14 protein-coding genes are annotated in these 14133 nt (G+C 68.8%); 9 read left to right on the forward strand and 5 right to left on the reverse strand.

Going from position 1 to position 14133, the window contains the following annotated elements; translation table 11 throughout:
- Nucleotides 1-130: 130 nt before the first annotated feature.
- Nucleotides 131-2272: a hypothetical protein gene (locus tag AB0H76_RS38345; RefSeq protein ID WP_357332549.1), complete on the forward strand. Its 2142-nt coding sequence runs from the start codon at nucleotides 131-133 to the stop codon at nucleotides 2270-2272.
- A gap of 10 nt (nucleotides 2273-2282) precedes the next feature.
- Nucleotides 2283-2516, forward strand: coding sequence for a Trm112 family protein (locus AB0H76_RS38350; protein ID WP_357332500.1), 234 nt, complete (start codon nucleotides 2283-2285; stop codon nucleotides 2514-2516).
- Here the strand turns inward: AB0H76_RS38350 and AB0H76_RS38355 are convergent, their stop codons facing one another.
- From AB0H76_RS38355 to AB0H76_RS38375, 5 genes are all read right to left on the reverse strand, one after another.
- Nucleotides 2517-3143: a TetR family transcriptional regulator gene (locus AB0H76_RS38355; protein WP_357332502.1), complete on the reverse strand. Its 627-nt coding sequence runs from the start codon at nucleotides 3141-3143 to the stop codon at nucleotides 2517-2519.
- Nucleotides 3140-3901, reverse strand: coding sequence for an ABC transporter permease (locus AB0H76_RS38360; protein ID WP_357332504.1), 762 nt, complete (start codon nucleotides 3899-3901; stop codon nucleotides 3140-3142). The genes AB0H76_RS38355 and AB0H76_RS38360 overlap by 4 nt, the downstream gene beginning before the upstream one ends.
- Nucleotides 3898-4626 (reverse strand): ABC transporter ATP-binding protein, encoded by a 729-nt coding sequence (locus AB0H76_RS38365; RefSeq protein ID WP_357332506.1) that lies wholly within the window; start codon nucleotides 4624-4626, stop codon nucleotides 3898-3900. Before AB0H76_RS38365 ends, AB0H76_RS38360 begins: the two co-directional genes overlap by 4 nt.
- 91 nt (nucleotides 4627-4717) lie before the next feature.
- Nucleotides 4718-6238: a multicopper oxidase domain-containing protein gene (locus AB0H76_RS38370; protein ID WP_357332508.1), complete on the reverse strand. Its 1521-nt coding sequence runs from the start codon at nucleotides 6236-6238 to the stop codon at nucleotides 4718-4720.
- 63 nt (nucleotides 6239-6301) lie between these two features.
- The gene (locus AB0H76_RS38375; protein WP_357332510.1) at nucleotides 6302-6775 is read right to left on the reverse strand and encodes a MarR family transcriptional regulator; all 474 of its coding nucleotides are present in this window, start codon (nucleotides 6773-6775) and stop codon (nucleotides 6302-6304) included.
- Nucleotides 6776-6871: 96 nt separating this feature from the next.
- On the opposite strand from AB0H76_RS38375, the gene AB0H76_RS38380 reads away from it, so the two are divergent.
- The 7 genes from AB0H76_RS38380 to tyrS all read left to right on the forward strand — a co-directional run bounded on the left by AB0H76_RS38380 (nucleotide 6872) and on the right by tyrS (nucleotide 13652).
- On the forward strand, nucleotides 6872-7567 hold the full coding sequence (locus AB0H76_RS38380) for an NAD(P)H-binding protein (RefSeq protein ID WP_357332511.1): 696 nt from the start codon (nucleotides 6872-6874) through the stop codon (nucleotides 7565-7567).
- A gap of 103 nt (nucleotides 7568-7670) precedes the next feature.
- On the forward strand, nucleotides 7671-8849 hold the full coding sequence (locus AB0H76_RS38385) for an FAD-dependent oxidoreductase (protein WP_357332513.1): 1179 nt from the start codon (nucleotides 7671-7673) through the stop codon (nucleotides 8847-8849).
- Nucleotides 8850-8887: 38 nt separating this feature from the next.
- Nucleotides 8888-9775 (forward strand): RNA polymerase sigma-70 factor, encoded by an 888-nt coding sequence (locus tag AB0H76_RS38390; RefSeq protein WP_357332515.1) that lies wholly within the window; start codon nucleotides 8888-8890, stop codon nucleotides 9773-9775.
- A gap of 15 nt (nucleotides 9776-9790) precedes the next feature.
- Nucleotides 9791-10939, forward strand: a complete 1149-nt coding sequence (locus tag AB0H76_RS38395; RefSeq protein WP_357332517.1) for a low temperature requirement protein A — start codon at nucleotides 9791-9793, stop codon at nucleotides 10937-10939.
- 17 nt (nucleotides 10940-10956) lie between these two features.
- On the forward strand, nucleotides 10957-11568 hold the full coding sequence (locus AB0H76_RS38400; RefSeq protein ID WP_357332519.1) for a DNA-3-methyladenine glycosylase: 612 nt from the start codon (nucleotides 10957-10959) through the stop codon (nucleotides 11566-11568).
- Nucleotides 11569-11671: 103 nt separating this feature from the next.
- Nucleotides 11672-12112 (forward strand): DoxX family protein, encoded by a 441-nt coding sequence (locus AB0H76_RS38405; RefSeq protein WP_357332521.1) that lies wholly within the window; start codon nucleotides 11672-11674, stop codon nucleotides 12110-12112.
- A gap of 247 nt (nucleotides 12113-12359) precedes the next feature.
- Nucleotides 12360-13652: a tyrosine--tRNA ligase gene (gene tyrS, locus AB0H76_RS38410; RefSeq protein WP_357332523.1), complete on the forward strand. Its 1293-nt coding sequence runs from the start codon at nucleotides 12360-12362 to the stop codon at nucleotides 13650-13652.
- Nucleotides 13653-14133: the final 481 nt, after the last annotated feature.

Genomic DNA, 14133 nt, shown 5'->3' on the forward strand with positions numbered 1-14133 from the left:
GACGGACAGTGCAGTGGCAGCGGCTTCGGAGGACCAGATCTCCACCCCCGAGCCGGACGCTCCCGAGGCCAGGCGCTGGGATTTTCTCCGGGGCGATGTCTTCCGCTGGGGTGCGCTCACCACGCTGGGCGTGGTTCTCGGCTATCTCGCGGTGCTGCTGGCCAACGCCCGCCATTTCTATACCGACGACACCGAATCCCAGTACACCGGATTGTGGATCGGCCTGGGCCAATCGCTGCGCCGCGGTGAGTTCCCGGTGCTGGTGCCCGAACGCTGGATGTCGGGCAACAACACGATGGACGACGCGGGCCTGTTCAACCCGCCGCAGCTGCTGATCGACCTGATCGCGCCGTCGGTGGACAACATGGCGATCTACGCCACCGTGGTGAAGCTGATCTTCGCCGTCATCGCCGCGCTCGGCGTGTACCGGATCGCCCTGGCCTACGGCGCCAAGCCGTGGTGGTCGGCGGTGGCCGGGGTGGCGTTCACGCTGTCGGGCTTCTTCCTGTTCTTCGATCAGGCCAGCTGGATGACCGCGCTGACCGGCACCGCCTGGATGGTGCACGCCTGGGCCTCGGCGGTGCGCTATGTGCGCGGGCAGTCCGGGCCGATTCCGGTCTTCGTGTTCCTGTATCTGACGATCACCACCCAATACATCTTCCCGGCCGTCGAAGCCGTGCTGATGCTGGCCGCGGTCGCCGTCGGCGAGCTGCTGTACCAGCGCAAATGGGTGAATCTGCCGAAGCTGGTCGCGGTCTCGGGCTGCGCGGGCCTGGCCGGTCTGCTGACCTTCCTGCCCAGCATCCTCTCGGCCAAGGTGACCTGGCGCGGCACCTCCGAGGTGATCAACGACCAGTTCCTGACCATCCCGTGGTCGGAGTCGCTGAACGCCAGCCTGCCCAGCACGCTGCCCGCGTTCACCTCGTGGTGGGGGTATGTGCAGCCGCTGCCGGTCACCTATATCGCCTGGTTCCTGGTGCCCGCGCTGGCCTTCATCGACTGGGGGCGGGCCCGGGAAGCCTGGCGCGAGCTGTCGGCGGTGGCGCTGTTCGCGCTGATGATGCTGATGTGGAGCGCCGGGCCCGGCACCATCGGGCCGCTGCGCTGGCCGGTGCGGGTGCTGCCGATGCTGGCGATCGCGCTGCTGGTGCTGGTGTGCGTGCTGGTCTCGCGCTACGGCACGCTGGCGAGCCTGAAGACCCGCGCGATCGCGGCGGCCGTGCTGATCGCGGCACTGTGGCTGCGTTCGTTCTCGGCGGATCCGCACAACGTGGTACGGCATCTGGTCGCCGTGCTCGTCGTGGGCGGACTGGTGGCGGCCGCGGTGTGGCTGGGCCGCAACCGGGGGGTGGCCGCGGTCTGCGCGCTGACGATCGCCGCCATGTTCCCGATCGCGTTCTGGCAGGTGGAAGCCGCGCAGCCGACGCCGATGAGCTACAACTATCCGACCAATCGCTCCGAGGCCAAGGCCGCGTTCCCGGACTTCACGGGCAACACCATCCAGCTCGCCGAGCGCGGCCTGGTGCAGCCCGGCGACAAGAGCCTCGACGGCGCCTACGCCTCCCTGGTCTTCGGCAACTACGCCAAGTCCCTGGACCTGAGCTACGTCAACGGCTACACCCCGACCGGGCACTTCTACTTCGGTGAGCTGCTGTGCATGCGCTGGGATTCCAGTGTCTGCCCCGACGCCTACCGCCGGCTGTTCGCCGAGGAGCAGTCCACCGGTCGCCCGCTGGTCGATCTGATGAAGCTGGACCGGGTGGTGCTGCAGCGGGCGCTGTTCACCGACGCGCAGAACCAGCCCGCGCCCGACGGGTGGAAGTGGGTCGACTACCCCGGCCACGAGAAGTACATCCTGGTGCTGGAGCGGGTGAACGGGCCGATCTCCACGCAGAACGGCCGAGTCGCCGATATGCAGGGCGGGCAGGCGAAGTCGCTGTCGGAGACCGGCACCACCAGCCGGGTCCAGGTCGACGCCCCCGACGGCGGGCGCATCGTGTTCGCCCGTCTGGGCTGGCCGGGCTACCGGGCGACGCTGAACGGCCGGTCCGTCCCGATCTCGGTCACCGCCAAGAGCTTTGTCGCCGTCGAGCTGCCGGCGGGCACCCGCGCCGAGGAGCTGGTGCTGACCTGGCGCCCGCCGGGCTGGAAGATCGGCGCCCTGTGCGCGCTGGCCGGGCTGGGCGGGCTGGGTGTCCTGCAATTGCTGTACATACGCGAGCGGCGGCGTTCCGAGCAGGAGCCTGCCCGGGTCGCCGGGGACGTCGGGTAAGTTTTCGGACATGCCGGAGGAAACCGCGTTGGACGCCACTTTGCTGAGCCTGCTGGCCTGCCCGCAGGACAAGGGCCCGCTGCTGCTGGTCCGTGCGAGCGGCGGCGAGTCCCTGCTGTACAACCCGCGCCTGCGCCGCGCCTATCCGATCGAGAACGGCATCCCGGTGCTGCTCGTCGACGAGGCGCGCGACGCCACCGACGCCGAGCACGAGGCCTTCACCGGCCAGCACACCACGGCCTGATCACCCGCGGTCGATCTCGCCGGTGAGGTAGTGCTGCAGCGTCGGGCCGACGGCCGCGACCAGTTCCGGAATCGGCATCGACGCCAGCGGCTCCAGCCCGATGATCTTGCGTGCCACCAGCACTCCGAGCATCTGCGAGGCGGCCAGCGCCATCCGGGTGCGGGCGTCGTCCTCGGGTGTCTCGAGGCGCACCCGCACCCGTTCCAGCACCACCTCGAGCAGGAACGTGCGCGCCAGTTCGGGATCGCTGCCGCCGAGGAGCGTGCGCACCGCCGCGATCAGACCGGGACCGGCGGGGGAGTCCCACACCGTCACGACCGTCTGCAGAATCGTCGCCCCGAGCTGATCGATCGGCGCCGTCACGATGTGGGCCAGGACGGCCTCCGGATCCAGCGGCAACTCGACCACGGCGGCGAACAGCTTCTGCTTGGTACCGAAGTAGTGGTGCACCAGCGCCGGATCGACCCCGGCGTCGGCGGCGACCCCGCGGATCGAGGTCTTGTCGAAACCGGCCTCGGCGAAGCGGGCCCGCGCCGCCGTCAGGATCGCCTCGCGCGCACCGGACTGCCCGGGCCTGCGCCCGGACCGCCCGTTGCGCGCCTGCGCCCCAGCGTCTTTCGACGTCATGCGGTGCGCCGTCGCAGGGTGGCCGCGCCCAGGCACAGGGCCACGACCGCGAAACCGGCCACCACCGCGAGGTCGCGCCACATCTGCCCGGTCGCCTCCGGGTACCGCGAAACCTCTTGCAGCGCGTCGACGGCGTAACTCAGCGGCATGACATTGCTGACCGGCTCCAGCCAGCCCGGCAATTGATCGCGCGGAACCAGCAGCCCGCACAGGAAGATCTGCGGCGCCACCACCACCGGCATGAACTGCACCGCCTGGAACTCGGTGCGCGCGAACGCGCTGGCCAGCAGCCCGAGCGCCACGCCGCACACCGCGTCGACGATCGCGATCAGCACCACCCAGCCCGGGTTGCCCGCGGCGTCCAGCCCGAGCAGCCCGAACGAGACCAGGCAGGCCACCCCGGCCTGCGCGGCGGCGGCCAGGGAGAACGCGGTGCCGTAGCCGGCCAGCAGGTCGAGCTTGGACAGCGGTGTGCTGAGCAGTCTTTCGAGCGTGCCCGAGGTGCGTTCGCGCTGCATGGCGATGGCGGTGATGAGGAACATCACGATGAACGGCAGGATGCCGAGCATGCTGATGCCGACCTTGTCGAACAGCGTCGGGCCGTGCGGGGGATGCGGTGCGTCCTGGTAGATGAAGAACAGCAGCGTCATCAGCAGCGCGGGCACCACGACGATCATGGCCACGGTGCGGTGATCGTGGCCGAGCTGGCGCAGGATGCGTTCGGTCGTCGAGAGATACGGCCGCAGCGGGGTGCTCATGACGCGGTTCCCATCGTGATCAGGGCGAGGAAGGCGCGTTCCAGGTTCTGTTCGCCGGTGCGTTCGCGCAGTTCGTCCGGGGTCGATTCGGAGAGTACGTGCCCCTCGCGCATCAGCAGCAGCCGATCGCAGTGCTCGGCCTCGTCCATGACGTGGCTCGAGACCAGCAAAGTCGTTCCGGCCGCCGCCAATTCGCGGAACTGTTTCCAGAGGTCCACGCGCAGCACCGGATCCAGGCCGACGGTGGGTTCGTCCAGGATCAGCAGTTCCGGTTGCGCCACCAGGGCGCAGGCCAGCGATACCCGGGTCTTCTGGCCGCCGGAGAGCTCGTCGCCGCGCTGCTGGGCGTGCGCGCCGAGGCCGACGGCGGTGATCGCGGTCTCGACGGCGTCGCGGTCGCGGCCGTAGAGCGCGGCGTAGTAGGCGACGTTCTCCCGGACGCTGAGGTCGGAGTAGATGCTGGGGGACTGGGTGACATACCCGACGCGGCGGCGCAGCGCGGGCGCTCCGGCCGGCAGGCCCAGCGCCTGCACGTCACCGGATTCGACGATCTGGGTGCCCACGATGGACCGCATCAGCGTGGTCTTGCCGCAGCCGGAGGGGCCGAGCAGGCCGGTGATCGACCCGCGCGGCACCGTGAGCGAAATCTGATGCAGGACTTGGCGTTTACCGCGCCGGACGGTGAGGCCCCGCACTTGCACGGCGGGAGCTGAGGGTTGCGACATGGTCGCCTCGATTCCTCGGTGCGCTCAATTCATCGAGCGTTGAATTCACTGTGTGATGAATTTAGCGCGCCGCGGGGCCGGGCACAAGAGTTCAGTGCCCGTGCGCGTGCGGTGTCCCCGCGCTCTGACCGGGCTCGACGACGACGAACTGACCCATCATTCCCTGGTCCTCGTGCCAGAGCAGGTGGCAGTGATACATGTAGGGGGTATTCGGATCGGCGGGCCCGTCGAAGCGCAGCGCCAGGCGCACGGTGCTGTCCGGCGCCACGAACACCGTGTCCTTGGCGCCGGTGAGCTGGGCGCCCGGGGGCGCGCCGTTCACCGACAGCACCCGGAACTGCGCGTCGTGCACGTGGAAGTTGTGCGGCATACCGTCGGCGTTGCGCACCACCCAGATCTCGGTGCTGCCCCGGGCGACGGTGAGGTCGATCCGGTCCATCGCCATCGGAACGTTGTTGATCCCGGCCAGATTCAGGTCGAAGTGCCGCTCGCGCACCGAGGTCGAACCGTCCGGCACCTCGAGGGTGGCCAGGGTGGCGGGCAGTTCGGGGGCCGGGCGCAAGGTCGCGGCCGCGCGCAGTTCGAGGATGTCGAGGCGGTCGTCACCGCCGGAGAACCGCTGGTTCCAGAAGTCGAGTCCGGCCTCGATCGGGTTGCTGCGCAATATTGTTCGCTCGCCCGGCCGGACGCGCACCACGATCTCGGCGCGCTCGCCGGGGGAGAGTTGCAGGCGATCGAGCGTGGTCGGCCGGGGGACCAGGCCGCCGTCGGTCCCGATCAGCGCGAAGGTGCGGTCGTCGCCGAAGCCGAAGTTGTAGATCCGCGCGGTGGAGGCGTTGAGCAGCCGCAGCCGCACCAGTTCGGTGCCGACCTCGCGGTAGGGCGCGAGGGTGCCGTTGACCAGAATCTGCTCGCCGAGGAAGCCGGCGTTGCGGAAGATCCGGTGCGAATTGTCGAACCCGGAGCCGCTGAACTTCACGTCCTGCACGATCACCGGCAGATCATCCACGCCGTAATCTTTTGGCAGGGTTAGCGATTCGGAGTTCTCGTCGTCGAGAACGAACATTCCCGCCAGACCGCGGCGCACATGCTGTTCGGTCTTGCCGTGCGGATGCGGGTGGTACCAGAGCGTCGCGGCCGGTTGATCCACGGTCCAGCGCGGGGCCCAGCTCTCGCCCGCGTTCACCATCTGGTGTGGCCCGCCGTCCATCGCGGCCGGCACGTGCATGCCGTGCCAGTGCACGGTCGAGGCCTCGGGCAACTGATTGCGCACCCGCACCTCGACCCGCTCGCCACGGCGCGCCCGCAGCGTCGGCCCCAGGTAGTCGCCGTTGAACCCCCAGGTCTCGGTGATCTTCCCGGGCCGGAATTCCTTTGTACCGGAACGCATATCGAGTTCGAAGACCCGGCTCCCGTCCGGACCGATGGTGCTCGGGGCCAGCGGCGGGATCGCCAGCTCGTTGCGGAAATCCGTGGTGCCGACCGTGGAGACGGCCGCGCTGGTGTACACCCAGGCGGTGCACCCGCCTGCCGCCCCGGGCACCACTACGGCCAGCGCGAGAACACCGAAGAGCAACCGCCGCAACCACCGCGACCGGGAAACCGAAGACATGCACTGACGGTAGGAATTCCGAGCCGCCGGGGCATCGGGGAGCGCCCCCCATTCGCCCCTGGTCTACCCCTGAGTCAGCTCGTCCGCCGACTCCTGGCCCGCGGCGGCCGTGCGCCGCAAAAAGTCCGCGATCAGCACGAGCTGCTCCGCGCTGTACTGGTCACAGACGTCGTCCATGCGGGAGTTCATCCCCGAGAGCACGCGAAACAACTCGGGGTTGCGGTCGTGCAGGGCGCGCACCGTGACCGCGCGCCGGTCGGTGGCCGCCGGATCGCGTTCCCGGGTGATCCAGCCGGCGCGCTGCAAGCGGTCCAGCACGCCGGTCATCGTCGCCGGGTGCAGCCCGGCCAGCTTGGCCAGCGCGCCCGGCCCGATCGGCCCGTGCCGGCTGATCAGGTCCAGGCAGTTCCAGTCGGCGTCCTTGAGTTCCAGCTTGCTGCCGAACTGTCGATTCAGCAGGGCCAGTTGGGTATTCAGGACCCGCAGCGACTCCTTGACGGCGACGGCCGCCCGCCGCCTGTCTCCTACGTCACTCATATAGTATGACTTTCGAATTAGATGTTATGGTTTTCATATGATACGACGCCGCGAAGGCGTGGCGTCGGAGGCTTACCGCTTTACCTGGAGGAAGTCATGCGCATCATCGTTTTCGGCGCCAATGGACCCACCGGCCGCCTGCTCGCCGGGCAGGCCCTCGACGCCGGCCACGACGTCGTCGCCGTCACCCGCAAGCCCGAGCTCTTCCCGCTCCGGCACGAGCGGCTCACCGTCTTCGAAGGTGATGTGCTGCAAGCGGATTCGGTGCACACCGCCGTCGCCGGCGCGGACGCGGTGCTGTCCGCGCTCGGCGTGCCGTTCGGCAAGGCGGAGATCACCACCTACTCCACCGGGGTCGCCAATATCGTGGCCGCGATGGACCGGCACCGGGTGCGCCGTATCGCGGTGGTCTCCTCCAGCGCGGTCGACCCCCGGCCGTATTCCGAGGCCGGCTTCCTGTTCAACCGGGTGCTCCAGCCCTACATCTCGCGGGTGCTGGGCAAGACGCTCTACGACGACATGCGCCGGATGGAAGCGCTGCTGACCGCCACCGGCCTGGACTGGACCGTCGTGCGGCCGAGTGGGCTCTACGACCTGCCCGCTCGCACGGACTACACGATGGCCGAGGGCCACCTCGACCAGCGTTTCACCGCGCGAATCGACTTGGCGGCGAGCCTGTTGCGGCTGGCCGAGGGCGGCGAGTTCGTGCGCCGGATCGTCGGGGTCGGCACCACCGCCGACAACCCGAGCATCCTGCAATTGCTCCGCAAGGAAGCGCTGGGCAAGAGCTGAATCCGGTGATGTGACGCAGGTCACTCGACAGGGTGTCACGTCCGGTGCCGCTCAGCTGTCCCATGGTCGTCACCATCTCAGCGACACCATCGGAGCGAACCTCATGAGCACCAACACCACCCACCGGATCGTCGTCCTCGGCGCGGGCTACACCGGCATGCTGGCCGCCGTCCGGCTGGCCCGGCGCACCCGCAAGCGCGACGTGCGGATCACCCTGGTCAACCCCGCGGAGCGGTTCACCGAGCGGCTGCGCCTGCACCAGGTCGCGGCGGGCCAGGAACTGGCCGACCACAACATCCCCGCCATCCTCGACGGCTCGGGCGTCGAATTCGTCCAGGGCTGGGCCACCGCGATCGATACCGAACAGCGGCGCGTCCAGGTCGACGGCGCCAGGACCCTGCCCTACGACGAACTGATCTACGCGCTGGGCAGCAGCACCGACACCGGCCTGGTGCCCGGCGCCGCCGACCACGCGTGGACCCTGAACGATCCCCGCCTCGCCCACCGCTTCGCGCAGCGCCTGGCCGAGGTGGGGGCCGCGGGCGGCACCGTCGCGGTGTGCGGCGGCGGCCTCACCGGCCTGGAAGCCGCGGCCGAAATCGCCGAGCAGCACCCGGGTTTGACCGTCACCCTGATCAGCACCGGCGAACCCGGCGCGATGATGGGTGACAAGGCCCGCGTCTACCTGACCAAGGCGCTGGACCGGCTGGGCATCGTGCGCGTGCTGGGCCGCGCCATCGTCAAGGTGCTGCCGGACGCGGTGGAAATCGCGGGCGGCGAACTGATCCCGGCCGACCTGACGCTGTGGACCACTGGTGTTCGGGTCTCGCCCCTGGCTGCCGAGGCCGGTATCGACACCGACGCGCGCGGCCTGATCGTGGTCGACTCGACCCTGCGCTCGGTCTCGCACCCCGAGATCTACGCCGTCGGCGACGCCGCCGCGGTCCGCCAGGCCTGGGGCCAGATCCACGGCACCTGCCAGTCGGGGCTGCCCACCGCCGCCTACGCCGCCGACGCCATCGCCCGGCGCCTGCGCGGAAAGACGGTGCGCCCCTTCCGGTTCGGCTATTTCCATCAGCCGGTCAGCCTGGGCCGCACCGATGCCGTCATCCAGTTCACCAAGGCCGACGACACCCCGGGCCGGTTCCATCTGACCGGGCGCGCCGCGGTCCTGTACAAGGAAAGCGTCAGCAGCACGCCGCCGTTCACGTTCAAGATGAGCAAGCGCATGACGGTGTCGGTCCAGCTGTCCAAGGGTGGCAAGGCGACCCGTGCCGCCTAAGGTGGGCCGACAGCGAGACAGCGCGGAAGGTAGCCGGAATGATCGACGAAACGCCTGGCGACCCGTTCCTGGAGCATCGCCGGCTGTTGTTCGCCACCGCCTACCGGATGCTGGGCACCGTCACCGACGCCGAGGACGTGCTGCAGGACACCTGGCTCAAATGGCACGCCACCGACCGGTCGACGGTGCAGCATCCCAAGTCCTATCTGGTGCGCACCGTCACCAACCTGTCGCTGAACCGGCTCACCTCCGCCCGGGCCACCCGCGAGACCTATATCGGCCCCTGGCTGCCCGAGCCGGTGCTGACCGCACCGAACAGCGCTGAGGAGACCGAATTGGCCGACACGGTCTCCACCGCGATGCTGGTGGTCCTGGAGACGCTGAGTCCCGTGGAGCGGGCGGTCTTCGTGCTGCGTGAGGTCTTCGGCTACACGCACGCCGAAATCGCCGACACCCTGGACAAACCCGAGGCCACCGTGCGCCAGATCGCGCACCGGGCCCGCACCCACGTGCAGTCCCGCCGTCCCCGTTTCGACACCGACCGGGCCGCCCGCGCGCACATCACCGAGCAGTTCATGGCCGCGTGCTCGGGCGGGGACCTCAACGCGCTGCTGGATCTGCTCGCGCCCGACGTGACCGCGTGGTCGGACGGCGGCGGCATCGTCACCGCCGCGCGCCGCCCCCTGCACGGCCCCGATCATGTGGCGCGCTGGATCCTCGGCGTGCTGGCCAAACCGGTGTCGGCCGGATTCGTCCTCGAATCGGCCGATATCAACGGCGAACTCGGCGCGCTCGCGCTGATCGGCGGCAATCCCGGCGCCGCCTTCACCTATGACATCGTCGAGGGCCGTATCCAGAATCTGCGCTTCCAGGTGAACCCGAACAAACTGAAGGGTCTCTATGTCGAGCCGGGCAGCCTCGGCTGAACTACGCTTTTCGCCGTGACCAGCCAGACCACGGAAGCCACCCCGGACGGCGGACAGCTGCGGGTATCGACCCTCGAGCTGTTCTTCGACCTCGTGTTCGTCTTCACGATCACGCAGCTGACCCATGTCTTCGTGCACCATCCCGGCTGGGACGCGGTGGCGCAGATCGCGCTCATGTTCGGCGTCATCTGGTGGATGTACAGCGGCTACGCCTGGCTCACCAACGAGGTCGCCCCCACCAGCAGCGGCCGGCGCGGGCTGCTGACCCTCGGGATGTTCGGCTTCTTCGTACTCGCGCTGGCGATCCCGGACGCGTTCCACGGCTCCGGCGTCGCCTTCGGCCTCGGCTTCGTCCTGGTGACCTGTGTGCACACCGCGCTGTTCGCCTCCAGCGGCGGAAGCTCGGCCATCACCGCGATCAAGCACATCGCGCCGTTCAACGTGCTGTCCGCGGGCCTGGTGCTGGTCGGCGGCTTCCTGCACGGCTGGCCGCAATACCTGTGCTGGGCACTGGCTCTCGCCTGCCAGATCGGGAGCCCCTACCTGATCGACACCAGCGGTTTCGAGGTCCGGCCCCGGCACTTCGCCGAACGGCACGGCCTGGTCATCATCGTCGCGATCGGTGAATCGATCGTCTCCATCGGCGTCGGCCTGACCGGGCGCGACCTCACGGTGGGCCTGGTCGCCAACGTCGCCGTCGGCCTGGCCCTGGCCTACGTGCTGTGGTGGGCCTACTTCGGCATCGACGACGAGCGCGGCGAGCACGCGCTGAGCGCGGTCCCGCCGCGGGAACGCTCCCGCCCGGCCCTGTTCGCCTACGGCTACTCGCTGTATCCGATGCTGATCGGGGTCACGCTGGCCGCGGCGGGCATCCAGATGAGCATCGCGCACGGCAACGAACGCGCGAGCCTGGCCGCCGCGACGGCATTGTCGGCGGGCGTCGCGCTCTACTTCGTCGGCCAGTGGGCCTTCCGGCTCACCTTGCGGCTGCCCCGGCCGTGGACCCGGCTCGTGGCCGCCGCCGTGGTGTGCCTGACCATCCCGATCGGTGTGGCCTGGGTGGCGTGGGCGCAGCTGGCCCTGCTGGTCGCGATCGCCTACGCCGCGGTCATCATCGACGATGTGATCACCCTGCGCACCGGTCATCACAGCTCCTACGTCTGACGGAACAATAGGTAGCCGTGCCCGCCGACGAACTAGCTGTCGAACCGCCCGCCGCCGCCCGCCGCCTGCTCGGGGCCACGCTGTGGTCCGGTCCGGTGGGTCTGCGCATCGTGGAAGTCGAGGCCTACGGAGGTGATCCGGCCGGGCCCTGGCCGGACCCGGCCTCGCATTCCGGGCGCGGGCGGACCAAGCGCAACGCGGCGATGTTCGGGCCGGCCGGGGTGCTCTACGTCTACCTCAGCTACGGCATGCACAAATGTGTGAACGTCACCAGCGGCCCGGACGGGACGGCGAGCGCGGTGCTGCTGCGCTCCGGCGAGGTGATCGCGGGGCTGGACCAGGCCCGCGAACGCCGGCCGACCGCGCGCACCGGAGCCGACTTGGCCAGGGGGCCGGGCAATCTCGGCAGCGCGCTCGGAATCACCCTGGGCGACTACGGGACGGAGCTGTTCGCGCCGGACTCGGTCATCCGGCTGGAGCTGAACCCCGCGCTGGACCCGGCCGACATCGCCAGCGGCCCCCGGGTCGGCGTCAGCACCGCCGCGGATCTGGCGTGGCGCTTCTGGATATCGTCCTCACCAGCGGTTTCGGTGTACCGCCGCAGCCCGCGCGCGGCCAAATCCGGGTAGCCGAAAAATTTCTCGAACCGGACGATGATTTTTTCCGAGCGGCCCCGTCTTATCTGTTGACCGCGCTACCAACCCAGCGCGCACAACCAGAAGGAAGATCATCATGACCACCAACGCCGCCGCCGGTTTCGCTCCCGCTGCCACCGACACCTACCGTCCCGGCAAGATCCGCAATCGCGTCGTGTGGACCCTGCAGATCGTGCTCGGCCTGTTCTTCATCATCGCCTCCGGCGGCCCGAAACTCGTTATGCCGCAGTCGCTGATGGACAACGCCCCGGCGAACCTGACCATCCCGCTCGGGCTGCTGATCTTCATCGGCGTCGTCGAGGTGGCCGGCGGCATCGGCCTGCTGGTGCCGCGCCTGAGCGCCCTGGCCGCCGGCGGCCTGACCATCGTCACGGTGCTCGCCGCCGCGACCCAGGCCTTCATCGCCGACGCGCCCGAGATGGCGATCTTCCCGCTGGTGCTGGCCGCGATCTTCGCCTGGATCGCCTACGAGCGCCGCGGCACCCTGGCCGACCTGCGCGCGACGCTGAAGCGATGACGAAGTCCTGAAGCACGACCGGCGATCGGTGCCCCGCACCGATCGCCGCGTCGTGCTTTCCGGGATCGATCACTGTCGGGTTGGCGGTGATCGATCCGGCGGCCATCTGGTCCGCGGCGCCCCGGCTCGGGCGCCGCACCAGGTGGCCGTCGCCGTAATTCGCTGGCCCGCGGTCCGCGCCTGCCGGACAATTCAGGCCGGGACCTGCGCATGGGTGCGGGACGGACGTACGGAAAGATACGAGGGCGTGAGCGAAACAACTGGCGACATCATCGAGGAACTGACCTGGCGCGGGCTGATCGCGCAGTCCACCGACCTGGACGCCCTGCGCGCGGCCCTCGCGGCCGGTCGGCTCACCCTCTATGCCGGTTTCGATCCGACCGCCGCCAGCCTGCACGCCGGACACCTGGTGCCGTTGCTCGCGCTCAAGCGTTTCCAGCGCGCCGGCCACCGCCCGGTCGTGCTCGCCGGTGGCGCCACCGGCCTGATCGGTGATCCGCGCGATGTCGGCGAGCGTTCCATGAACTCGACCGACACCGTCGCCGAGTGGGCCGGGCGGATCCGCTCGCAGCTGGAGCGTTTCGTCGACCTCGACGAGTCCGCCACCGGCGCGATCATCGCCAACAACATGGACTGGACCGGTCCGCTGTCGACGGTCGACTTCCTGCGCGATGTCGGCAAGCATTTCTCGGTCAACGTGATGCTGGCGCGCGACACCGTCAAACGCCGCCTCGACGGCGACGGCATGTCCTACACCGAGTTCAGCTACATGCTGTTGCAGGCCAACGACTACCTGCAGCTGCGCCGCAACTACGACTGCACGCTGCAGGTCGGCGGCTCCGACCAGTGGGGCAACATCATCGCCGGCGTCGAGCTGAACCGCCGCGTCGACGGGGCGGCGGTGCACGCGCTGACCGTTCCGCTGGTCACCTCGGCCGACGGCAAGAAGTTCGGCAAGTCCACCGGCGGCGGCAGTCTGTGGCTGGATCCGGAAATGACCAGCCCCTACGCCTGGTACCAGTACTTCGTGAACACCGCCGACGCCGATGTGGTGCGCTACCTGCGCTGGTTCACCTTCCTGTCCCGGGCGGAGCTGGCCGAGCTGGAAACGGCGACGGCCGAACGCCCGCACGCGCGAGAAGCGCAGCGCCGCTTGGCCGCCGAGATGACGACGCTGGTGCACGGCGCGCAGAACACCGAGTCCGTGCAGCTGGCCAGCCAGGCGCTGTTCGGCCGGGGTGAGTTGCGCGAGCTGGACGAGCCGACGCTGGGCGCCGCGTTGCGCGAGGCGGCGGTCGACGGCGCGGTCGCCGAGGTGCGACCGCAGGAGACGATCGTCGATCTGCTGGTGGCCAGCGGCCTGGCCGAGAGTCGAGGTGCGGCGCGGCGCGCGGTGAACGAGGGCGGCGCCTACGTGAACAACGAGAAGATCTCCGACCTGGAATGGACCCCCGCCGACGCCGACTACCTGCACGGACGGTGGCTGGTGCTGCGCCGGGGGAAGAAGAATCTGGCCGGCGCGCGGCGCGCGGAGCACTGACCTCGACGTGGCTTGGGTCACAGAAATGTGGCCCAAGCCCGCTTTCGACCGGCTTGCATAGCCCCTGACCTGCGGAATTACATGCGTGTAGTGCCGATTTGACCTTGCGTTCCCCGCCGCGTAACTTATGTCGAGTCAGAGCGACACGGACACCGACCCGGAGCCGAGAGGCCAGGGAAACGAGGTAGGACGAGGAGCGCCTGACACGCCAGATTGCATGACCCAGCAGAGATTTGACACTGTCGGGAGCATGCCTTAGGCTGGAACAGTTGCCATCACCGAGGTCCCGGTTAAATACCGGTTCTTAAGGGTGTGCGTGTGTTCTTTGAGAACTCAATAGTGTGTCGATGAATGTCAGTGCCAATAATTTATTGGTGCCAGCCATCTCATACCCCCCGGTTGGGATGGTTGGACATTGAAATATCAGCAAACTTTTGCTGGTGTTTGGCTTTGCTAGGTTTTCGGACTCTAGTTTATTCTT

It is taken from the genome of Nocardia sp. NPDC050712 (assembly GCF_040654295.1).
Taxonomy (GTDB): Bacteria; Actinomycetota; Actinomycetes; order Mycobacteriales; family Mycobacteriaceae; genus Nocardia.

What these genes read in the sequence shown, in the direction of transcription:
- AB0H76_RS38350 (WP_357332500.1), top strand. Translation starts at nt 2,283, where the DNA reads ATGCCGGAGGAAACCGCGTTGGACGCCACTTTGCTGAGCCTGCTGGCC.
- AB0H76_RS38355 (WP_357332502.1), bottom strand. Translation starts at nt 3,143, where the DNA reads ATGACGTCGAAAGACGCTGGGGCGCAGGCGCGCAACGGGCGGTCCGGG.
- AB0H76_RS38360 (WP_357332504.1), bottom strand. Translation starts at nt 3,901, where the DNA reads ATGAGCACCCCGCTGCGGCCGTATCTCTCGACGACCGAACGCATCCTG.
- AB0H76_RS38365 (WP_357332506.1), bottom strand. Translation starts at nt 4,626, where the DNA reads ATGTCGCAACCCTCAGCTCCCGCCGTGCAAGTGCGGGGCCTCACCGTC.
- AB0H76_RS38370 (WP_357332508.1), bottom strand. Translation starts at nt 6,238, where the DNA reads ATGTCTTCGGTTTCCCGGTCGCGGTGGTTGCGGCGGTTGCTCTTCGGT.
- AB0H76_RS38375 (WP_357332510.1), bottom strand. Translation starts at nt 6,775, where the DNA reads ATGAGTGACGTAGGAGACAGGCGGCGGGCGGCCGTCGCCGTCAAGGAG.
- AB0H76_RS38380 (WP_357332511.1), top strand. Translation starts at nt 6,872, where the DNA reads ATGCGCATCATCGTTTTCGGCGCCAATGGACCCACCGGCCGCCTGCTC.
- AB0H76_RS38385 (WP_357332513.1), top strand. Translation starts at nt 7,671, where the DNA reads ATGAGCACCAACACCACCCACCGGATCGTCGTCCTCGGCGCGGGCTAC.
- AB0H76_RS38390 (WP_357332515.1), top strand. Translation starts at nt 8,888, where the DNA reads ATGATCGACGAAACGCCTGGCGACCCGTTCCTGGAGCATCGCCGGCTG.
- AB0H76_RS38405 (WP_357332521.1), top strand. Translation starts at nt 11,672, where the DNA reads ATGACCACCAACGCCGCCGCCGGTTTCGCTCCCGCTGCCACCGACACC.